The 20,422-nt window shown below is 70.2% G+C and carries 22 protein-coding genes; 10 read left to right on the top strand and 12 right to left on the bottom strand.

Annotated elements, in window-relative coordinates; all coding sequences use genetic code 11:
- Positions 1 to 137 precede the first annotated feature (137 nt).
- Positions 138 to 869 carry a lysophospholipid acyltransferase family protein gene (locus tag LQ771_RS02055; RefSeq protein WP_231350751.1) on the top strand — a complete coding sequence of 244 codons (732 nt, stop codon included), beginning with the start codon at positions 138 to 140 and terminating at the stop codon, positions 867 to 869.
- Here the strand turns inward: LQ771_RS02055 and LQ771_RS02050 are convergent.
- The 3 genes from LQ771_RS02050 to LQ771_RS02040 form a co-directional block, all read right to left on the bottom strand.
- Complete coding sequence (locus LQ771_RS02050; protein ID WP_231350750.1) at positions 863 to 1,381, bottom strand: adenine phosphoribosyltransferase; 519 nt, start codon at positions 1,379 to 1,381, stop codon at positions 863 to 865. The two genes, LQ771_RS02055 and LQ771_RS02050, sit on opposite strands and share 7 nt — an antisense overlap.
- 94 nt (positions 1,382 to 1,475) lie before the next feature.
- Positions 1,476 to 2,384 carry a DMT family transporter gene (locus LQ771_RS02045; protein ID WP_231350749.1) on the bottom strand — a complete coding sequence of 303 codons (909 nt, stop codon included), beginning with the start codon at positions 2,382 to 2,384 and terminating at the stop codon, positions 1,476 to 1,478.
- A complete protein-coding gene (locus LQ771_RS02040) occupies positions 2,381 to 2,656 on the bottom strand; it encodes a putative signal transducing protein (RefSeq protein WP_231350748.1) in 276 nt (91 codons plus the stop codon). The genes LQ771_RS02045 and LQ771_RS02040 overlap by 4 nt, the downstream gene beginning before the upstream one ends.
- Positions 2,657 to 2,791: 135 nt before the next feature.
- Between LQ771_RS02040 and LQ771_RS02035 the strand changes: the two genes are divergently transcribed.
- The 3 genes from LQ771_RS02035 to LQ771_RS02025 are packed head-to-tail and all read left to right on the top strand — an operon-like array spanning position 2,792 to position 5,815.
- Positions 2,792 to 4,549 carry a glutamine--tRNA ligase/YqeY domain fusion protein gene (locus tag LQ771_RS02035; protein WP_231350747.1) on the top strand — a complete coding sequence of 586 codons (1,758 nt, stop codon included), beginning with the start codon at positions 2,792 to 2,794 and terminating at the stop codon, positions 4,547 to 4,549.
- A gap of 4 nt (positions 4,550 to 4,553) precedes the next feature.
- A complete protein-coding gene (locus tag LQ771_RS02030; RefSeq protein ID WP_231351829.1) occupies positions 4,554 to 5,114 on the top strand; it encodes a nucleoside deaminase in 561 nt (186 codons plus the stop codon).
- Entirely contained in the window at positions 5,111 to 5,815 is a 705-nt protein-coding gene (locus LQ771_RS02025) for a TVP38/TMEM64 family protein (protein ID WP_231350746.1), read from the top strand. Before LQ771_RS02030 ends, LQ771_RS02025 begins: the two co-directional genes overlap by 4 nt.
- A gap of 64 nt (positions 5,816 to 5,879) precedes the next feature.
- Here the strand turns inward: LQ771_RS02025 and LQ771_RS02020 are convergent, their stop codons facing one another.
- The 4 genes from LQ771_RS02020 to lptF all read right to left on the bottom strand — a co-directional run bounded on the left by LQ771_RS02020 (position 5,880) and on the right by lptF (position 9,339).
- Positions 5,880 to 6,560: an HAD family hydrolase gene (locus LQ771_RS02020; RefSeq protein WP_231350745.1), complete on the bottom strand. Its 681-nt coding sequence runs from the start codon at positions 6,558 to 6,560 to the stop codon at positions 5,880 to 5,882.
- Positions 6,557 to 7,024: an OsmC family protein gene (locus LQ771_RS02015; RefSeq protein WP_231350744.1), complete on the bottom strand. Its 468-nt coding sequence runs from the start codon at positions 7,022 to 7,024 to the stop codon at positions 6,557 to 6,559. Before LQ771_RS02015 ends, LQ771_RS02020 begins: the two co-directional genes overlap by 4 nt.
- A 105-nt stretch (positions 7,025 to 7,129) precedes the next feature.
- A complete protein-coding gene (lptG, locus tag LQ771_RS02010; RefSeq protein WP_231350743.1) occupies positions 7,130 to 8,227 on the bottom strand; it encodes an LPS export ABC transporter permease LptG in 1,098 nt (365 codons plus the stop codon).
- Positions 8,227 to 9,339 (bottom strand): LPS export ABC transporter permease LptF, encoded by a 1,113-nt coding sequence (gene lptF / locus LQ771_RS02005; protein WP_231350742.1) that lies wholly within the window; start codon positions 9,337 to 9,339, stop codon positions 8,227 to 8,229. Before lptF ends, lptG begins: the two co-directional genes overlap by 1 nt.
- Positions 9,340 to 9,442: 103 nt before the next feature.
- On the opposite strand from lptF, the gene LQ771_RS02000 reads away from it, so the two are divergent.
- The 4 genes from LQ771_RS02000 (at position 9,443) to LQ771_RS01985 (ending at position 13,353) form a co-directional block, all read left to right on the top strand.
- A complete protein-coding gene (locus LQ771_RS02000) occupies positions 9,443 to 10,936 on the top strand; it encodes a leucyl aminopeptidase (RefSeq protein ID WP_231350741.1) in 1,494 nt (497 codons plus the stop codon).
- Between the two features lie 61 nt (positions 10,937 to 10,997).
- Positions 10,998 to 11,420, top strand: a complete 423-nt coding sequence (locus LQ771_RS01995) for a DNA polymerase III subunit chi (protein ID WP_231350740.1) — start codon at positions 10,998 to 11,000, stop codon at positions 11,418 to 11,420.
- A gap of 155 nt (positions 11,421 to 11,575) precedes the next feature.
- Entirely contained in the window at positions 11,576 to 12,424 is an 849-nt protein-coding gene (locus tag LQ771_RS01990; protein ID WP_231350739.1) for a PP2C family protein-serine/threonine phosphatase, read from the top strand.
- A gap of 8 nt (positions 12,425 to 12,432) precedes the next feature.
- Complete coding sequence (locus LQ771_RS01985) at positions 12,433 to 13,353, top strand: LysM peptidoglycan-binding domain-containing protein (protein ID WP_231350738.1); 921 nt, start codon at positions 12,433 to 12,435, stop codon at positions 13,351 to 13,353.
- Between the two features lie 107 nt (positions 13,354 to 13,460).
- On the opposite strand, the gene LQ771_RS01980 is transcribed toward LQ771_RS01985, so the two are convergent.
- Positions 13,461 to 15,191, bottom strand: a complete 1,731-nt coding sequence (locus LQ771_RS01980) for a protein kinase domain-containing protein (protein ID WP_231350737.1) — start codon at positions 15,189 to 15,191, stop codon at positions 13,461 to 13,463.
- Positions 15,176 to 15,700: an FHA domain-containing protein gene (locus LQ771_RS01975; RefSeq protein ID WP_231350736.1), complete on the bottom strand. Its 525-nt coding sequence runs from the start codon at positions 15,698 to 15,700 to the stop codon at positions 15,176 to 15,178. Before LQ771_RS01975 ends, LQ771_RS01980 begins: the two co-directional genes overlap by 16 nt.
- 105 nt (positions 15,701 to 15,805) lie before the next feature.
- Between LQ771_RS01975 and LQ771_RS01970 the strand changes: the two genes are divergently transcribed.
- On the top strand, positions 15,806 to 16,129 hold the full coding sequence (locus LQ771_RS01970; RefSeq protein WP_231350735.1) for an MliC family protein: 324 nt from the start codon (positions 15,806 to 15,808) through the stop codon (positions 16,127 to 16,129).
- A 379-nt stretch (positions 16,130 to 16,508) separates the two neighbouring features.
- Here the strand turns inward: LQ771_RS01970 and recQ are convergent, their stop codons facing one another.
- Positions 16,509 to 18,323, bottom strand: a complete 1,815-nt coding sequence (gene recQ, locus LQ771_RS01965; RefSeq protein ID WP_231350734.1) for a DNA helicase RecQ — start codon at positions 18,321 to 18,323, stop codon at positions 16,509 to 16,511.
- 143 nt (positions 18,324 to 18,466) lie between these two features.
- Complete coding sequence (locus LQ771_RS01960) at positions 18,467 to 18,805, bottom strand: MGMT family protein (protein WP_231350733.1); 339 nt, start codon at positions 18,803 to 18,805, stop codon at positions 18,467 to 18,469.
- Positions 18,806 to 18,869: 64 nt separating this feature from the next.
- Here LQ771_RS01960 and LQ771_RS01955 point away from each other — a divergent pair, with 64 nt between their 5' ends.
- A complete protein-coding gene (locus tag LQ771_RS01955; protein WP_231350732.1) occupies positions 18,870 to 19,274 on the top strand; it encodes a hypothetical protein in 405 nt (134 codons plus the stop codon).
- A gap of 22 nt (positions 19,275 to 19,296) precedes the next feature.
- Here LQ771_RS01955 and LQ771_RS01950 read toward each other — a convergent pair whose 3' ends face one another.
- On the bottom strand, positions 19,297 to 20,412 hold the full coding sequence (locus LQ771_RS01950; protein ID WP_231350731.1) for an inorganic phosphate transporter: 1,116 nt from the start codon (positions 20,410 to 20,412) through the stop codon (positions 19,297 to 19,299).
- Between the last annotated feature and the right edge of the window lie 10 nt (positions 20,413 to 20,422).

Raw genomic sequence — 20,422 nt, 5'->3', positions numbered from 1 at the left:
CAATGCGCAAGACATAGGGGCGTCTCAGCGCCCTTCAAGACGGGCGTTACCACCTGTTCGACGCAGGGTCTTGACCCGTATCATTTTCGGCTTTGCGTGCAGGGGCACCGTGTGATGAAACCTTCCGGATCGCGTGTATGAGCCGCCTGGCCTGGGCGCCTGTCAACGCGCTGCAACTGCTGTTCACCCTGCTCTGGACCGCCGCCTGGATCTGCCTGGCGCTGCTGGCGCGGATGCTTACCGGCGGGCGCCACTGGCCGCTGCGGATGGCCTCGCGCTGCTGGGCGCCCGGGCTGCTGCACGGCGCCGGTGCGCGGCTGGAGGTGTACGGGCGGGAGCGGGTCGACTGGTCGCGGCCACACGTGATCGTGGCCAACCACCGGTCGATGATCGACATCTGCGCGCTGTTCCGTGCCGTGCCGGTGCCATTGCGCTTCGTGCTGAAGCAGGAGCTGGCGAAGGTACCGTTCGTCGGCCGGTACGCACAGGCGATGGGCATGGTGTTCATCGAGCGCGCCAGCGCGCGCAGTTCGGCGCGCCGCCTGCGCGCGGCGGTCGATCTGGTGCGCGGCGGCGCCAGCGTGTGTGCGTTTCCGGAAGGCACGCGCGGTCGCGGTCGCGTGGGCCCGTTCAAGGGCGGCGCCTTCCAGCTGGCGATCGAGGCCGGCGTGGCCGTGGTGCCGGTGGCGATCGAAGGCAGCGGCAAGGTGCTGCCGGCCGCGGGCTTCCGCGTGCGACCGGGACGGATCGTGGTGCGGATCGGCGATCCGCTGCCGAGCCAGGGCCTGGTGCCGCACGAGCGTAGCGCGCTGGCCCGGCAGGCTCGCGACGCGGTGGTGGCGTTGCTGGCCGAAGGCCCCGCTCAATAGCGCAGCAGCGCGTGCAGCGGCACCTCGCCCTGCCAGCGCGCCCTGCCCGCGAGCGCTTCCAGTTCGATCACCACGCCCGCCCCCACCAGCTCGACACCGATCCTTTCGAGCAGCGCCTGCGCGGCGGCCAGCGTGCCGCCGGTGGCCAGCACGTCGTCGACCAGCAGCGCGCGTTCGCCGCGGGTCAGCGCATCGGCGCGCAGCTCCAGCCGGTCGTGGCCGTACTCCAGGGCGTAATCGACGCCGACCACGGGCGGCGGCAGCTTGCCCGGTTTGCGCAGGGGCACGAAGCCCGCGTTGAGCTTCTGCGCCAACGCGGCGCCGAAGATGAAGCCGCGCGACTCGATCCCGCACACGGCCCGCACCCCTTCTCCCAGCCAGGGCTCGGCGAGGGCATCGATGCAGCGAGCGAATGCGCCGGCATCGGCCAACAGCGGCGTGACGTCGCGGAACACGACGCCGGGCTGCGGGAAGTCCGGGATGGCGCGGATGAGTGCTTCGAAGTCGTGCATTGCATGGCCCTTGTCGGGATTTCCGTAGGAGCGCACCTGTGCGCGAACGGAGGCATGGCGGTCCGCACAAGTGCGCTCCTGCAGGGAAGCATGCCTATTTTCGCCGGGTGCCGCGCAGCGTCCCCAGCAGGATGCCGGCCAAGGCCAGCGCCAATCCCAGCCAGTCGCCCGTCCCGGTCGGGCGCTTGAACAGCAGCACGTCCAGCACGAAGGCCAGCGCCGGCTGCAGCAGCAGCAACCCCACCAGCGACGCCGGCAGCAAGGGCATCGCGCGCACCATCAACAGCCAGGCCACCACCTGGCCGAAGAAGCCCAGCGCCAGCAACGCGCTCCAGCCGCGCGCCGTGGTCAGGGCGAAGGTATCGCCCTCGAAGCCGCCCCAGGCCAGCAGCAACCCCGCGCTCAACAGGCTCATCAGCCCCAGGAACTGCGCCGCCGACAACGCCGTGTGCCCGGACAGCGCCCGCCGGAAGCTCAGCAGGTACAGCGTATAGGCCACGCCGCTGGCAAGTCCGAACCACACACCCAGCCGATGCCGTGCATCGAACAGCGACCAGTGCGCGCCGACCAGCAACCACAAACCGGCCAGCGCCACCACCAGGCCCGGCACGAACCATCGCCCCAGCCGCTCGCGGTAGGCCCACCAGCCGACCAGCGCCATCAGGAACACCTGGAGGTTGGTCAGCAGCGTGGCCACGCCGGGCCCCACCCAGAGGATCGAGCGGTGCCAGAAGACCAGGTCGAGCGAGAAACCCAGCGCCGGCAGCAGCGCCAGCGCAAGGTCGTGCCATTGGACGCGCACCCAGCGCCGCGTCAGCGCCACCCAGCCGAGCAGCATCACGCCGCCGAACAGCATGCGGTAGAACGCCGAGACGGTCGGCCCCACCTGCGCCAGCACCACGAAGATGCTGGTGGTGGACAGCAGCATCGCGCCCAGCGCCATGCGGCCGACCGCCGCCGGCGGCGCCCCGGGCGCCGCGGTCAGGGGAGCCTGTGCGGTCACGGCGTGTCGGTCGCCAGTTGCGCGTCGCTGTCCCAGTCGTCGATCGACGCGCGCGCCTCGGCCAGCTGCGCCTCGACCCGCCGCACCACCGCATCGGCGGCGGCGGCGGAGGATTCGGGCACCATCACCGCGACGTAATCGAGCGCCGGCAGCTGGCCGACCGCGCCGGTCAGGTACTCGCCGGAGACGAACGCGGGGATCTCCTCACGCTCCAGCGCATCCTTCACCAGATGGGCGTCGATCAGGCTTTCGGCTCGGTAGGCGATGCGCATGCGGCCACGCTACTGCGCGGGCGACGAGGCGGCAAGCGACCGGGCCCCCGCTTCCCAGGCCCCGAAGCGCGGAGCCCCGCGCGAGTTGCGGTTAAACTCTCCGGTTTCCGCCCCGCACCCGCCCGAGCCACACCGATGTCCAGCGAAAACGCCCTCGCCGAAACCACCCCAGGCAGCAACGACAACGCGCCCCGGGACTTCGTGCGCCAGATCATTCGCGAGGACCTGGCCACCGGCAGGCACCGCGCCATCCGCACCCGCTTCCCGCCCGAGCCCAACGGCTACCTGCACATCGGCCACGCCAAGGCGATCTGCCTGAACTTCGGCATCGCGCGCGAATTCGGCGGCTGGTGCAACCTGCGCCTGGACGACACCAACCCGGGCAAGGAGGACCCCGAGTTCGTCGAGGGCATCAAGGACGACGTGCGCTGGCTGGGCTATGAATGGCACGAGCTGCGCCACGCCTCGGACTACTTCGACGTGTTCTACCGCGCCGCGCTCAAGCTGATCGAGGACGGCAAGGCCTACGTCGACGACCTCTCCGCCGACGAAGTGCGCGAATACCGCGGCACGCTGACCGAGCCGGGCCGCAACTCCCCGTACCGCGACCGATCGATCGAAGAGAACCTGGACCTGTTCAAGCGCATGCGTGCCGGCGAGTTCGCCGACGGCAGCAAGACGCTGCGCGCGAAGATCGACATGGCCTCGGGCAACATCAACCTGCGCGACCCGGCGCTGTACCGCATCCGCAAGATCGCCCACCAGAACACCGGCGACGCCTGGCCGATCTACCCGATGTACGACTTCGCGCACGCGCTGTCGGACGCGGTGGAAGGCATCACCCACTCGCTGTGCACGCTGGAGTTCGAGGATCACCGCCCGCTCTACGACTGGTGCGTGGACAACGTCGACCTCGCCGCGCATCCCGACCTGTGGCAGTCGGTGGTCCAGGCCGGGCTCGAGGCGATGCCCGCCAAGCCTCGCCAGATCGAGTTCTCGCGCCTGAACCTGTCCTTCTGCATCACCAGCAAGCGCAAGCTGGCGCAGCTGGTCAGCGAAGGCCTGGTGGACGGCTGGGACGATCCGCGCATGAACACCCTGCGCGGCCTGCGCCGCCGCGGCTTCACGCCGGCCGGCCTGCGCCTGCTGATCGAGCGCCTGGGCATCAGCAAGCAGAACAGCGTCATCGACTACGCGATTCTCGAGAACTGCGTGCGCGAGGACCTCGATGCCACCGCGCCGCGCCGCATGGCCGTGCTCGACCCGATCAAGCTGACCATCACCAACCTGCCGGGCAACCACGAGGAAACCCTGCGTTTCGCCAACCATCCGAAGGACGAGAGCTTCGGCACGCGCGAGGTGCCCTTCGGCAGCACCGTATGGATCGAGCGCGAGGACTTCGCCGAGGTCCCGCCGAAGGGTTTCAAGCGCCTGATTCCCGGTGGCGAAGTGCGCCTGCGCGGCGTGGGCATCGTCAAGTGCGAGGAAGCGGTCAAGGATGCCGCCGGCGATGTCGTCGAGCTTCGCTGCACGCTGGACCCGGACTCCCGCGCCGGCCTGCCGGGCGCCGACCGCAAGGTCAAGGGCACCATCCACTGGGTCAGCGCGCGCCACGCGGTGGCCGCGGAGGTACGCCTCTACGATCGCCTCTTCGACGTGCCGGCGCCGGACGACGAGAGCGACGGCAAGAGCTGGATCGAGCACATCAATCCGGAGGCCAAGCGCATCGGTCGCGGCTGGCTGGAGCCGGCGGCGGCACAGGCCGAACCGGAGCAGCGCTTCCAGTTCGAGCGGCTGGGCTACTTCGTCGCCGACCGCGTCGACCATCGTCCGGACGCGCCGGTGTTCAACCGCACGGTGACCCTGCGCGACACCTGGGCCAGGCAGGCCTGACGTGCTGCTGCCGCTCCAGCTTCACCTGACCCTGCCGCCCTGGGTGGAAGAGGTCGCCGACACCCGCCGGCGCTACCTCACCGACGAGGAACGCGTGGGACTGGCGATCGAGCTGGCTCGCCAGAACGTCAGGCGCAGCCAAGGCGGCCCGTTCGGCGCGGCGGTGTTCCACGAAGACGGCCGGCTGGTCTCCGCCGGGATCAACCGCGTCGTGCGCCAGGCCTGTTCGGTGGCGCACGCCGAAATGATGGCCTACATGCTGGCGCAGCAGCGCCTGGCCAGCTTCCGTCTCAACGCCGGCGGCAATGGCCGCTTCATCCTGGCCACCAGCGCGCAGCCGTGCTGCCAGTGTTATGGCGCCACCGTCTGGGCGGGCATCGACGAGCTGCTGATCGGCGCGCGGGGCGAGGATGTCGAGTCGCTGACCACCTTCGACGAAGGCCCGCTGCCGGCCGACTGGGTGGACCAGCTCGAACGCCGCGGCATCGCGGTGCGGCGCGACATCCTGCGCGAGGAAGCGCGCGCGGTGCTTGCCGACTACGGCCAGGGCGGAGCGCACTATTGAGCCGGCTGCGAGCCGCACTGCCCTTGCTGCTGCTGGTGGTCGCCGGCGTGGTGCTGTTCGCCTCCGGCGCGCTGGACAAGCTCCATCCCGAGCAGCTGGTGGCGCACCAGGGCGAACTGCACGCACAGATCGCCTCGCACCCGTGGCTGGCCCGGCTGGCGTACATCGGCCTGCTCACGCTGACGATGGCCACCGGCATTCCCGGCACCGTGATCATCATCTTCGCCGGCGGTTTCGCCTTCGGCGTGGTCGAAGGCACCGCCTGGTCCTCGATGGGGCTGACCCTGGGTTCGCTGATCCTGTTCCTGGCCAGCCGCTACGCCTTCGGCGCGGGCATCCGGCATCCGCCGGCGCTGGTGGCGCGGTTGCACCACGGCTTCGAGCGGCACCCGGTGAGCTACACGCTGTTCCTGCGCTTCGTGCCGGTGGCGCCCTTCGGCCTGATCACCGTCTGCCTGGCCTGGCTGCGCTGCCCGATGTGGCTGTTCGTCGGCGCCACCTGGCTGGGGGGTACCGTTGCGCTGGTCTTCGAAACCTCGATCGGCGCGGGGCTGGGCCATGCGCTCAGTGAAAGCGACCGCATCGGCTTCGGCCTTTTCATGCACCGCGATGTGTTGCTGCCCTTGGGCGCGATCGCGCTGCTGGCACTGGTGCCGCTGCTGATCGGCCGCCTCACGCGCCACCGGCGGCAGCGGCAGTAGCGACCGTCCAGCGCAGCGGCATCGAGCGCGACCGTGTGTACCCCGGTCGCGCACGGGGGCGCTCCTACAGGGGTTGGGTGGCGCCGGAGGGCACCCACTGGTCCAGCAGGGCCGGCAGTTCGTCCATTGCCTTGAACACGCGCTGCGCGCCGGCTCCGCGCAGCCGCCCCGCCGGCGTGTGCGCCGCGAAGCCGAGCACCGTCATGCCCGCCGCGACGCCGCCGGCGACACCGGCCGGCGAATCCTCGACCACCACGCACGCGGCGGGCGCCACGCCCATGCAACGGGCAGCGTGCAGGAACAGGTCAGGCGCCGGCTTGCCACGCGCCACCTGTGCCGCGCTGAACAGGCGGCCCTCGAAACGGGACAGCAGGCCGACCCGCCCCAGGCTGAAGCGCACCTTGTCCGGACTGCCGTTGGAGGCCACGCAGGACGGCAGCGCCAATCCGTCGAGCACCTGCGCCACGCCCGGCACCGGCGCGAGTTCGGCCGCCAGCGCAAGGAACAGCCGCCGGTCGTGCTCGGCCTCGAAACCCTCCGGCAAGGCCCGTCCAAGCCGTTCGGCGACCAGCGCCAGGCAATGCGCCATGGTACGGCCGAGGAACAGCTCGTCCATCTGCCCGTCGTCCAGATCCAGCCCTTGCTCGGCCAGCATTCCCGCGAACACGCGATTGGCGACCGGCTCGCTGTCGACCAGCACTCCATCGCAGTCGAAGATCACCAGGCCGGGTGGCGAGCTCGTCACTCGAACACCGGCTCGCAACGCACGTCGCAGCGTACCGAGTTGGCCAGGAAACACGTCTCGTGCGCCTGGTGGTGGAGCTGCCCGACCTGTTCGCGGGTGGGCCTGGTATCGCCGGAAAAATCCACGCGCGGACGCAGCAGCACGTCGCGCATGACGGTGCGTCCCTGCTCGTCGCGCCCCATCGTGCCGACGGCCGCATCCCGGTAGCTGTCGACGCGGAAGCCCTGGCGCGCCGCCAGGCCAAGGAACCACAGCATGTGGCAGCTCGCCAGCGAGGCGACGAAAGCCTCCTCCGGATCCACTGCCGACGGATCGGACATCGGCATCGGGACCACGTCGGGCGACGAGGACATCGGCACTTGCTCCCCGCCATCGAAACGCACCATGTGCCGGCGGCTGTAGCGGTTGTCCAGGAAGGGCTGATCCTCGCGGATCCAGGTCAATTCGGCGGTGTGCTTGCTCATGCGCGTCTCCTCTGCATCAAGGACTGGCCGGCCCCGGCAGGGCGAACCCCGCGCGCAACCGCCGTACCGCCCGGTTGCGCAGGGAGCGCACTCCCGCCAGAAGCGTCAGCTGCGCTTGCGGAAATACAGCCACGCACCCAGCGCCAGCACCCCCGCGGGCAGCAGATTGGCCGGCAGCGGCGGTACGCCGTAGATGGTGGCGAAGTTGACCAGCGCCTTCTGCAGGAAGAACCAGCCGATCGCCAGCAGGATGCCCACGAAGATGCGCTTGCCCAGGCCGCCCGAACGCAGTGCGCCAAAGGCGAACGGCATCGCGCACAGCACCAGCACCAGCGCATTGAGCGGATAGAGCACGCGGCCCCAGAAGGTCACGGCGTAGACGCCCGGGTTCTGCCCGTTGCGCTCCAGGTAGCGCATGTTGCGATAGAGGTCGCGCATGGGCAGGTACTGCGGCTGGATCACCGACTGTTCGAGCACGCGTGGGTTGAGGTGCGAATCCCAGCGCTCGCTGGCGTGGTGCGTGGTGTGCGTGCCGCTCGCGTCGAGGGTGGTGGTGCGAACGTCCTTGAGGATCCATTCGCGGCCGTCGTTCTCGGCCGATTGCGCCCAGTCGAAACGATCGATCTGGCCGTCCGCCGTCAGCGTGAACACGCGCACGTCGGCCAGCTGCACCACGTTGTGCCCCTGCACCTGCCTGAGCAGCGTGGCCTTGGCATTGACGACGCGGTTGCCGTCGCGCGCCCACAGGCCGGTGCTGCCGGACAGGCCCAGGTGGTTGGCCTTCATGCGCAACTGGATGGCCTGCGCCTTCTGGTCGCCCCATGGCGCGGCGGTCTCGCCCAGGACGGTCACGCCCACGATCAGCACGGCCACCACGCCGGCAGCCGAGGCGGCGATGCGAAGCCGCGACATGCCCGCGGCGCGCAACGCGGTCAGCTCGCCGTTCCCGGCCAGGCTGCCCAGCCCCATCAGGCCGCCGATCACCGCGGCGAAGATGAAGTACTCGTACAGGCGCCGCGGCACGGTCACCAGCACGTAGCTGATCGCGTCGAGGGTGGTGAAACCGTTGCGCCCCACGAAGCCGAGCTGGCGCAGCAACTGCGTCACCACGTCGAAGCCGGTCAACACCAGCCAGGTGGTCAGCAGCGAGCCCAGCACCGTGAGGCCGACCAGCCGGTCGACCCGCTTGATCGTCAGGCCCATCACGCCACCGCCTTGCGCGGGCCGCGCGGCTTGCGCGGGGCATGCTGCTTCCAGAACAGCCATCCCGCCAGTGCCAGCGCCAGCAGGTGCACCAGCAGCAGCGGCGACGAATTGGCCCAGTGGCCCTTGCCGATCTGCGCGCGGCCCAGCGCCAGCAGCAGGTAGTAGAAATAGAAGCCCAGCAGGGCCAGCAGGATGCGCCCGTAACGCGGCTCGCGCGGGCTCTGCCGCGACAGCGGCAGCGCCAGCATCAGCAGCACGAACGCCATCGGCGGCGCGTGGATGCGCCAGGCGAACTCGGCTCGCGCATCGGGCGAGGGCGAGGTGGCCAGCGCCCAGGTGCCCTGCGAGTGCGCCGGATCCTCTTCCTCGTCGGCCTTCACGTCGGACAGCGCCACGTCGTTGCGCGCGTACTGCATGCGCCACCAGTCGTCGCGGCCGAGCGGGATCTTGTATTGCCAGCCGTTGCGCAGCGCCATGAAGCGGCCTTCGCCACTGCTCTCCTGGTAGAGCTGCCCGCCCGCGGCGGTGATCACCTTGAGCTGGCGCACGCCATCGCTGTCGACGCTTTCGGTGGCGACGAAGGTCCTGCCCAGCACGCTGCCGTCGCGGCTCAGCGAGTCGACGAAGATGATGCCGCCCTTGCCCGGCAGCGCGGTGAAGCGGCCGGCATCCAGGCCAGCGGCGATGACCGAGCGGTTCGCCTCGGCCACCAGCGTATCGGCGGTGCGTACGGCCCACGGCCCCAGCCACAGCGACACCAGGCCGGTGATCAGCACGATGATGCCGGCCAGGATCGCCACCGGCTTGAGCAGTCCGCGCGGCCCCATGCCGGAGGACGCCAGCACGTGCATCTCGCTTTCGCGGTACATGCGGCCCAGCGCCATCATCACGCCGAGGAAGCCGGCCAGCGGCAGCAGGTTGGTCAGTCCGTCCAGCGTGCGCAGGCCCAGCACCGGGAACATCACGCTGGCCGGGAAGCCGCCGCCCGCGACCTGTTGCAGGACCTTGGCGAAGGTGGTGCCGGTGATGATCGCGACCAGCACGATGGTCGTCGCCGCCACGGTCTGGGCCAGCTCGCGCAGGAAGTATCGGTCGAGGATGCTCAGCATGCGATAGGATTGAGGGTCTCGCACCGCAGGCCGGCGCTTAGGGATGCTCTGACCGCCAAGTCTAGCCGAGCGCACTCTTTCTTACTTCGCAGGACCCTTCCCGATGACGCTTCAGTTCAGTCTGGTCGCCGCCAGTACCTCTCCCGAAACCGTCGATACGCCCTGCCTGGTGGTGGGCGTCTACGAGAACGGCCTGCTGACCAGCGCGGCCGCCCGTGTGGACGGCGCCGCCGAGGGCGCGATCAAGCGCCAGGTCGAGAGCGGCGACGTCAACGGCAAGGCCGGCAGCGTCTGCGTGCTGTTCGCGCCGGCCGGCGTCGCGGCCCGCCGCGTGCTGGTGGTGGGCCTGGGCGCGCAGAAGGGCTTCGACGCGGCGCGCTTCCAGAAAGTCAGCCTGGAAGCCGCGCGCGCGCTGGGCAAGCTGCCGGTGGAGTCGGCGGTGTCGTTCCTGACGGAGGTGGACGTCCCTGGCCGTGACGCCGCCTGGCGCGTGCGCACCGCGGCGCTTGCCGCCGACCATGCGGCCTACCGCTACACCGCCACCTTCAAGCCGCGCGAGAAGAGCGCGCAACCGGAGCTGAAGTCGGTCGCCTTCGCCGCCGGCGACGAGGCGAAACCGGGCCTGGACCGGGCGTCTGCGATCGCCGAGGGCGTGCGTTTCGCGCGCGAGCTGGCCAACCTGCCGCCGAACATCTGCAACCCCGCCTACATCGCGGCCCGCGCACAGGCCTTCGCCGAAGCCAGCGAGGGCGTCAGCTGCCGCGTGCTCGACCACGTGGAGATGGACAAGCTCGGCTTCGGTTCGCTGCTGGCGGTCGGCCGCGGCTCGACCAACAAGCCGCGCCTGGTCGCACTGGAATACAAGGGTGGCGCCGAGGGCGACAAGCCCTACGCCCTCGTCGGCAAGGGCATCACCTTCGATTCGGGCGGCCTGAGCCTCAAGCCCGGTGCCGGCATGGAAGAGATGAAGTTCGACATGGGCGGCGCGGCGGGCGTGCTCGGCGCGTTCGTCGCCGCGGTGAAGATGAAGCTCAAGCTCAACCTGGTATGCGTCGTGCCCTCGGCCGAGAACATGCCCGACGGCGACAGCTACCGCCCCAGCGACGTGCTCACCAGCCTGTCGGGCCTGACCATCGAGGTGCTCAATACCGACGCCGAGGGCCGCCTGATCCTGTGCGACGCGCTGACCTGGACCGCGCAGACCTACCAGCCCAAGGCGATCGTCGACGCGGCCACGCTCACCGGCGCCTGCGTCGTGGCGCTGGGCAAGCACGCCACCGGCCTGATGAGCAAGCACGACGACCTGGCCGCCGAACTGCTCGGCGCCGGCGAGGACACACTCGATCGCGCCTGGCGCCTGCCGCTGTGGGACGACTATCAGGTGCAGCTGGAATCCGGTTTCGCCGACGTGGCCAACATCGGCGGCAAGAGCGCCGGTGCGATCACTGCCGCCTGCTTCCTCTCGCGCTTCACCGAAGGCCAGCGCTGGGCGCACCTGGACATCGCCGGTACCGCCTGGGACGAGGGCCGCAAGGGCCTGGCCACCGGCCGACCGGTGCCGCTGCTGGCGCAGTGGCTGATCGATCGCGCCGGCTGATCGCCGCCTGCCGGCGCCGCGAGCGCGGCGCCGGACTTCCCGCCATCCTGCCGAGTCGACCATGCCCCGCGCCGACTTCTACCTGATCGACAAGCCGCGCTTCCGCGAACAGCCGCTGCTGCTGGTGTGCGAGCTGGCGCGGCGTGCCTATGCCGCGCAGCAGCCGACGCTGATCCTCACCCGCGACTTCGAGCAGGCCGAGGCGATCGACGAACTGCTGTGGGACTTCGACAGCGATGCCTTTATCCCGCACCAACTCGCCGGCGACGAGGACGACGCGCACACCGCGGTGCTGATCGTGCCGCCCGGCATCGACACCGCCGACCGCCCGCTGCTGATCAACCTGCGCGAGACCTGTCCCGAAGGACGGTTCGAACGCGTTCTGGAAGTGGTCGCCGCCGACCGGGCCGAGCGCACCGGCTCGCGCGAACGCTGGCGCGAGTACCAGCAACGCGGCTTCGAACTGGCCAAGTTCGACATGTAGCAGCACGTCATGTGCGCGACCGCCAATGCCGCGGATTCCCGGCTGCACCGGCACGGCGGTCGCACCGGGTGCCCGCCTGCGCAGACACCGCAAACCCCGCACACCTGCGATCCGGGGAGGTATGCTCTTGGCATCTTCGGGCAGGGGGCCGGACGATGGATCAGGGGATCGAGGAAGCCCAGGCAATGCCGGCGGTAGCGGCGGGCCGTGCGCGCGGCGGACGTGCCACCCAGCAGGATGCCTGCATCTGCCTGCACGACCCGGCCACCGACGCGCGACTGCTGGTCCTGGCCGACGGCATGGGCGGCGACGGCGCGGGCGAGCTGGCATCCGCCGGCGTCATCGAGGTGACCCGCCGCCTTTGGCAGCAGGGCCTGTGGCGCGAGCAGCCCGGCCCGCTGTTCCTGGAGACGCTGTGCCAGTCCGCCCACGCCGAGTTGCGCCAGCGCGGCGACGGCCTGGTCGGCGCCGAACCCCACTCGACGGTGGTCGCGCTGCTGGTTCGTGGGCGGCGCGCCTGCTGGGCGCACGTCGGCGACAGCCGGCTTTACCGGTTCCAGCGCGGACGTTGCCTGGGCCGCACCGAGGACCACAGCGTGGCGCAACTGAAAGTGGCCCGCGGGGAGCTCGCGGCCGAGGCGATGGGCGAGGACGTCGACCAGCACATGCTGCTGCGCGGCCTGGGCGGGCCGCAGCCGCCACAGGTCGAGCACGGCTTTACCACGCTGCGTCCCGGCCAGGCCTTCGTGCTGTGCAGCGACGGCGTGTGGGAGCGGCTCTCGACCGAGGAACTGGGCCGGCTTGCCCGTCGCGGCAACCTGCGCCACGCCCTCAAGGAAGCGCTGTCCCGGGCGATAGAGCGGGGGGGCGTGGATGGCGACAATGTCTCCTTGATCTTCGCCCGGATAGGCTGGACCCACTGGTTGCGCGCCCATGGCCGCCGGCTGTGGAAGCGACTCGCCCACCGCCGCATGGCGGGCGACATGGGTATCGGACAGGTATGAGGATTTCGGTGCAGAACTCGCAAGACGCGCGCTTTGCCGCGCAAGGCTCCCGGGTGGGGCCACTGGTACTGGTCGGGCTGCTCGCCGTCGGCCTGGGCGGCTGCGCCCAGTTGCAGCAGCTGAAGGCCCGCGTGACCGGCCATCGCAAGCCGACGGTCACGGTGACGCCGGCGCCCACGCCGGCGCCGACGCGCGCCCCGGAGGACACGGCGCCGCGTCCGCTGTCGTCGATCATCAACGGCCAGTTGCAGTCGGGCCACTTTGCCGAGGGCGAGCGCCAACTGCGCCGCTACCTGGAGGTCTACCCCGACGACCATGCCGCCGAGGCGGTGCTGCGCCAGCTGACGGTCGACCCGGAGCAAGCGCTGGGCCATGCCTCGCGCCCGTACGTGGTGCGACCGGGCGATTCCTACAGCACGTTGGCCGCCCGCTTCCTCGGTGACGGCGGGCGCTTCCTGATCCTGGCACGCTACAACGGCTCGACCAATCCCTCGATGCTGCGTGTGGGCCAGACGCTGCGCGTGCCCGCCTCGCGACTGGCCAGCGGAACGCAACCGGAGGGTCCGGTGCAGACCGCCGCCGCGACGGAGCCTTCCGCCAGCGGCGCGGGTGCGGCCAAGGCGCGCCGCCTGCAGGACGAAAGCCTCGCGCTGCTGCACAAGGGACAGCGCAGCGAGGCGCTGGAACGGATGGACCAGGCGCTGGACGTCGACCCCCAGCTGCCGCCTTCCGACGCGGACGCCAGGTCGCTGCGCAAGCAACTGGTGTCGGTCTACCACCAGCGTGCGATCGTGCTCTACCGCGACCAGCAACTGGACCAGGCGATCTCGCTGTGGAACCGCGTGCTGGCGATCGAACCGGATTTCGAGCCGGCGACGGTCTATCGCGCGCGGGCGCTGGAGCTCAAGCAGCGGCTGAAACAATACTGAGGAAGGCCGCCGGGGACCCGCGCACCCGGGGTTCGGACACGTCGGGCCTTGAGGCCTTCAACCCGATCGGGCCCGGCCATTCCCGGACCTGACTTGTCAAATGCCCGCTAATCCCGCGTCACCCTGTCCTCCACCCGCTCCGCCGCAGGCAGGATGCGGGTGGGCAACTCCAGCGGCGACGTCGCTTTTGCGCTGGGCCGGCGCGGGCGCCGTTCGCGTGCCTGCAAGGCGTTGCACATCAGGTTGAAGGCGGTGAACAGGCGGCCCAGTTCGTCGTGGCGCACCAGCCGGATGCGGTGCCCGAAGTCGCCGCGACCGACCCTCAGCATCGCCTCGCCGAGCACGTCGAGCAAGCCGAGCAGGCGACGGAACAACCAGTAGGCCGCGCCCGTCACCGCCGCCAGGGTGACCAGCAACACCGCGACGATGGCCTTCAGCGTGGTCTTCTGTGCGGCGCGCAGCGGGGCGTCGCTGATCCCGAGGCGCAACTGGCCGACCTTGGCGACCTGGTAGTTGACCGGCACGTCGAACACCAGCATCTCGCCCGAATCGTCGCCGTCGGGCAGGCGCACGCGGTAGCTGGCGATGTCGCCCGCGCCCGGCAGGAACGTTTCGTTGGTGCGCGCCGGCAGGGGCTTGCCCAGCTCGTCGTCGCGGGTGCTGGCGATCACTTCGCCGTAGCGATTGGCCACCGCCAGGTAATAGATCTGCTTGTTGCGGGCGATGTCCTGCACCAGCGCGCGCGTGGCGGCGCGGTCGTCCAGCAGCAGGTTCTCGGCCGCCTCGCTGGCGACCATCCGGCCGAGCGAACGCCCGAAATCCTGCGCCAGGCCGGTGACCGCCGCGTTCTGGCGGGCGTAGATCGCGGCCAGGCCGATCAGCAGGGTCAGGCTCAGCACCGAGGCCAGAATGCCCGCCCAACGCAGGCGCAGCGAGATCAGCCGCGTGGCGATCGGCTTCTCGTGCAGGCGCTCGTATTCGCGCAGGGCCAGGCGCAGGTCGTCGATCAGCTCGGCGCCGCGCTGGTAGCGGTCCTGCGGCGCGGGCGCGAGCAGGGTCTGCACGATGTCGATCAGGATCGAGGGAGTGAACGGGTCGCGCGGCTGCAGCGTGGGCTGCTGCAGGCGCTGGCGCTCGGCCAGCAGGCGCCGGACGTCGCCGGTTTCCTCCCACGGCAGCTTGCCGCTCAGCAGCCAGAACAGCACCACGCCCAGCGAGAACAGGTCGCTGCGCGCATCGGTGCGTTCGCCCTGCAGGTGCTCGGGCGCCATGAAGGCGGGCGTACCACCGACCTCGCGGCGGGGCGCGCCGGTACTGTTGGGGTCGCGCCGCTCGGCGATGCCGAAGTCGCTCACCTTGGCGTGCTGCCAGCCGTCGGAGAGCATGATGTTCTCCGGCTTGATGTCCTGGTGGATCACCCCTTGCACATGCGCGTAATCGAGCGCGCCGGCAATCTGCTCGACCAGCCCGAGGATCACCGGCAGCGGCGGAAAGCCCTCGCGCGCCACACGGCTGGCGAGGGTGTCGCCGGAAAGGCGTTCCATCGCGATGTAGGGGCGGCCATCGTCCATCTCGCCCACGTCGAACAGGGTGACGATGTGTGGATGGGTCAGGTGGCCGACCGCGCGCGCCTCGGTGAGAAAGCGCGCCCGATAGGCCGGATCGGCCGCCACCGCATTGCGCAGGCACTTGATCGCGACCTGGCGCTCGATGTCCGGGTCGAAGCCGGCGTAGACCACCGCCATGGCGCCTGCGCCGAGCACGCCTTCGATGCGGTAGCGTCCCACCGTCGGCGGGATCGCGCGCTCCTCCGCCGCTGGGGTCAGACCAGCCACCATGCCGCCACTCCCATTGCCACCAGCGCCGCCGCGCCGAGCGCCAGCCACCCGTGCCGGACCGCAGCCCCGGTACCGCGTTCGCGGGTGAGGAAGGTGAACTCCAGCTGCCCGAAACGGACGCGGTCCCCGTGGCGCAACGTGGCCTCGTGGACGCGCTTGCCGTTGACGAACGTGCCGTTGGTCGACAGCGTGTTCATGATCACGTAGTGGTTCTGCTGGTTCATGATCCACGCGTGCGAAGCCGACACGCTCAGATCGTCCAGCACGATGTCGTTGTCGCCGCGCCGGCCGATCGTCTGCCGCCCCGGGCGCAGCGAGATCCGCTGGCCCTGGAGCCCGCCGTTGGCGCCCTCCAGCACCGGGGCTGCGGCACTGGCGCGGCCGAGCAGGACGGGGGCGGCTTCGCGAGCGACCTGGCGCAGTTCCTCGGCGGAGAACAGCCGGGTTCCCTGCGGTCCGGACGATCGCTTGGAGCGGGAAAGAACGGGAGTCTGTCCAGGGCTGTCCATCGATATGCCTCGGTGGGATATCCGCGCACTATAACCAAGCGTCCGTCATCAAGGCATGGGGACGCCCTCGTCCCGGCCTTGCCCGTCAAAGCAAGGGAGAAACCGATGAGCCCTTCCCGCCTTCTGCTGGCCCTGGCCTGCCTGTCGCCGACCGCCTGCCAGCCGGTCCGACCCAGGGCCGAAGCCGTCCTTTACCGGTGCACCGACGGCCGTACGGTACAGGCCACCTACGGGGACAGCGACCATGCCCGCCTGCTGATCGACGGCAGGCCCTACCGGCTCACGGTCGCCATCTCGGCCAGCGGGGCGCGCTATCTGGGCGAGGGCTGGCAGTGGTGGACCAAGGGCATGCACGACGCCTGGCTGGCGCCGCTGCGGCCCGGCGAAACGGTGGCCTCGGCGCCCGGCGTGGCCTGCCAGGCGTGGTAGGTACCGCGAAGATCCGCGAAAACCGCATGGGCGGGCCACCCGCGCCGATCACCTGACGGCCGATCCGGTGCCGCCGCCAGGCGAACGCGCGCCCGGCCCCGCGATCGCCCGTCCGGAGGCCATGCCCGCAATCGAGCCAGCGCCACCGATCCATCCCGGCCGGGCCGGGCCAGCCTGATGGCCGGCCCGAAGCGCAGTCGCCCGCACAGGCCGACCGAATCGCGCCGGATGCTCCAGACGGCTCCCTGGCGCACCCGCCAGACCAGGGCACCCGCCGCACTTCCAGCGAAAAGGCTCACGAAACCGTGCGACAGCGCGTGAATCCGGCGTGGAGGCCGCCGGCGGCGAGCGCCGGGTGCCGCCCTGCCCGGCCGGGACCCTAATCGGGCGCGTTGATCACCGCCAGGAAATCGCGTCCGTAGCGCTTGAGCTTGGCCTCACCCACGCCGCTGACTTCCGCCAGTTCGTCCTCAGTGGCCGGCATGGCACGCAGCATGGCAAGCAGCGTGGCGTCGTGGAACACCACGTAGGGCGGCACGCCCTGTTGCCTGGCCAGCTGTGTCCGCAGGCCGCGCAGGGCGTCCCACAGCGGCTGTTCGTAGGCCTCGATGCCCAGGCTGGCGCCGGTCACCAGCTGGCTGTCGCGGCGTCGGCGGGCGCTGCGCACGGGACGGGCATCCTCGCGCAGCAGCACCTGCTGGCCGCCGGTCAACACCGCCCGGCTGGCGGCCGTCAGGCGCAGCGTGCCGTAGCCCTCGGCGTCGGCTTCCAGCAGGCCGGCAGCGAGCAGCTGGCGGAACACCGAGCGCCAGCCCTTCTCGTCCATGTCCGCGCCGATGCCGAACGTGGTCAGGCGCTCATGACCCAGCTGGCGCATGCGCTCGCCTTCGATCCCGCGCAGGATGTCGATCACGTGGCCCGCCCCGAAACGCTGCCCGCTGCGGTAGACGGCGGAGAGCGCCTTCTGTGCGGGAACGGTGGCATCCCAGGTTTTCGGCGGTTCCAGGCAGTTGTCGCAGTTGCCGCAGGGCCCCTGGAAATCCTCGCCGAAGGCACCCAGCAGCAGTTCGCGACGGCAGCGCGTGGCCTCGGCGAAGGCGAGCAGGCCCTCGAGCTTCTGCCGCTCGATCCGCTTGCGCTCGTCGGCCGAGTCGGACTGGGCGATCATCTGGCTCATCGTCACCACGTCGGACAGGCCGTAGATCATCCACGCCTCGGCCGGCAGGCCGTCGCGGCCGGCGCGGCCGGTCTCCTGGTAATAGCCCTCCATCGAACGGGGCAGGTCCAGGTGCGCGACGAAGCGCACGTCGGGCTTGTCGATGCCCATGCCGAAGGCGACCGTGGCGACCATCACCACGCCCTCCTCGCGCAGGAAGCGCTGCTGGTTGGCCGCGCGGGTGCGCGCGTCGAGGCCCGCGTGGTACGGCAGGGCCTCGATCCCCGCCTCGGCCAGCCAGGCGGCGGTATCGTCGACCTTCTTGCGGCTCAACGCATAGACGATGCCGGCCTCGCCGCGATGGCCGTCGAGGAACTGCATCAGCTGCGTGCGCGGGTTGTGCTTGAGCGCCACGTGGTAGCGGATGTTCGGCCGGTCGAAGCTGGACACGAACTGGTGCGCCCGCCCGAGTCCGAGCCGCTCGACGATTTCCTCGCGCGTGCGCGGATCGGCGGTGGCGGTGAGCGCGATGCGGGGAACCTGCGGGAAGCGCTCGGCCAGCACCGCCAGCTCGCGGTACTCCGGGCGGAAGTCATGGCCCCATTGGGAGACGCAATGTGCTTCGTCGATCGCGAACAACGCCACGTCGACCTGTTCGAGCAACCCCAGGAAGCGCGCCGTGAGCAATCGTTCGGGCGCCACGTAGAGCAGTTTCAGCCCGCCGGCGAGCAACCGGCGCTCCACCTCGCGCTGGTCCCCGGCCTCCAGGCTGGAATTGAGGTAGGCCGCGGCCACGCCGGCCTCGCGCAAGGCATCGACCTGGTCCTGCATCAGCGCAATCAGCGGTGAAACCACGATCGCGGTGCCGGACCGCAGCAGTGCCGGAATCTGGTAGCACAGCGACTTGCCGCCGCCGGTCGGCATCAGTACCAGCGCGTCGCCGCCCTCGGCCACCGCATGCACGATGGCCTGTTGCTGGCCGCGGAAGCTGGCGTAACCGAAAACGCTGTGGAGGAGATCGAGGGCGCGGGAGGGCATCGCGTGCATGCTACCAAAGCGGCGATCCGCAGCCGTCGGCGCCGGACGGCGCAAGCGGTAGGCAAAAACCGGAGGCGACCGTAGGGCGCACCCCGAGAGCTGCGCTTGAGCCCACCCCTGCGCGGGGCGAACTCATGCCTGCACTACGAGGACATGCCCCAGAGCGCGCGGTCCAGGTCGGCATCCAGCCCGAAGCGCGACAGCGGCACGCGGCCGTTGACCACCTCGACGCCCTCGGCACGCAGCAGGCGGCACTGCTCGCGGAAGCCGCGGCTACCCGGCGGCAGCGCGACCTGGCCGCTGGCGCGCAGCACGCGGTACCAGGGCAGGTTCATGCCATCCGGTGTCTCGCCCAGCAGCTTCCCGACCAGCCGCGCGCGTCCCGGCAACCCGGCGCGGGCGGCGATCACCCCATAGCTGGCGACGCGGCCGCGCGGGATGGCGGCGATGGCGGCATAGACGCGGGCGTGGATTTCCTGCATGGCTCGTCACTTGGGCACGATGCGGCGGGAGGTTACCATCGGCGATGCATCAAGGAGCCCGCCCATGCGCCACTTCGAAGCCGTGCGTTCCCACGTCGGCAGCCAGCACGCGCTGCGACAGAACGATCCGTATCTCATCAGCTTCGATCTGGCGCTGCCGCTGGGCCGCCACCAGGGCATCTACCTGGCCGAACTCGAGGACGAAGGCGGCCGCCGCTACCTGCGCCTGTCCACGCCGATCGGCCCGCTGGCCGGCACCGACCCGCGTCGCTGCCTGCGTTTCAACTGGGCGCAGCGCACCGGTTTTCTCGCGGTGGCCGACCTGGATGGCTCGCCCTACCTGCACCTGTGCGAGAACCGTCCCTATGAATTTCTCGACAGCGGCGAGCTGGAACGGCTGATCGGCGAAATCGGCCTGCTGGGCGACCAGCTCGAACAGATCATCGCCAGCGGTGGCGACAGCTTCTGACCGGCGGTCATCCGTCGCGGAATCAGAACGCCTGCACCAGCCGCACGAAAGCGTAGGCGAGCAACGCCGTGATCGGCAGGGTGAGGATCCAAGCCCACACCATGCGCTCGACCACCGACCAGCGGATCGCGTTGAACCGCTTGGCCGCGCCCACGCCCATGATCGAGGCGGACACGTTGTGCGTGGTCGACACCGGGATGCCGAACGCCGAGGCGGTGAGGATCACCGCCGCCGAGCTGCCCTCGGCGGCGAAGCCGTTGATCGGATGCAGCTTGACCATCTTGTGGCCGAGCGTCTTGATGATCCGCCAGCCGCCGCCCGCGGTGCCTGCGGCCATCGTCAGCGCACACACCACCGCCACCCACGCGGGCACGCTGAAACCGCCTTCGGCGGAACCGGCGATGCGCAGGAAACCCAGCCAGTGAGGCAGGTGGTCGAGCTGGCCCGCGGCGGTGCCGCCGGCCAGCGCCAGGGCGATGATGCCCATGCTCTTCTGCGCATCGTTCATGCCGTGCGCCAGGCCCATGGCACTGGCCGAGACGATCTGCGCCTTGCCGAAGAAAGCGTTGACGAACGGCGTGCGTCCCAGCCGCTGCAGCCAGCCCCTGCGGTTGGCAAGCCAGGCGAACAACGCATAGAGCGCGCCCATCAGCAGGAAGCCGATGACGAAGCCCATCAGCGGCGAAACGACCATGGGCACGATCACCTTGGGGATCACGCCCTTGCCGTCCCACCAGCCACCCTGCGACCAGATCACCGCACCGAAATCATCACCCGCCGCGGCGATCGCCGACCCCACCAGCGCGCCGACCAGGGCATGGCTCGAACTGGACGGCAGACCCCACCACCAGGTGATCAGGTTCCATACCGTGGCGGCCAGCAGCGCGCAGATCAGCAACTGCGGCCCGGCATCGACCACGCGTGTGTCGATCAGTCCGGCCGCGATGGTCTTGGCCACCGCGGTGCCCCACAACGCGCCGATGAGATTGGTCACCGCCGCCAGCAGCACCGCCTGGCCGGGACTGAGCACCTTGGTCGCCACCACCGTGGCGATCGAGTTGGCGGTGTCGTGGAAGCCGTTGATGTAGGTGAAGGCGAGTGCGATCAGCACCACCGCGAAAACCAGGCCCAGGCTCATGCGCGCGGCC

It is taken from the genome of Frateuria soli, assembly GCF_021117385.1.
Taxonomy (GTDB): domain Bacteria; phylum Pseudomonadota; class Gammaproteobacteria; order Xanthomonadales; family Rhodanobacteraceae; genus Frateuria_A; species Frateuria_A soli.
Note: the sequence above shows the minus strand (reverse complement) of the source record. Positions and strands in the feature narration are given on the sequence as shown.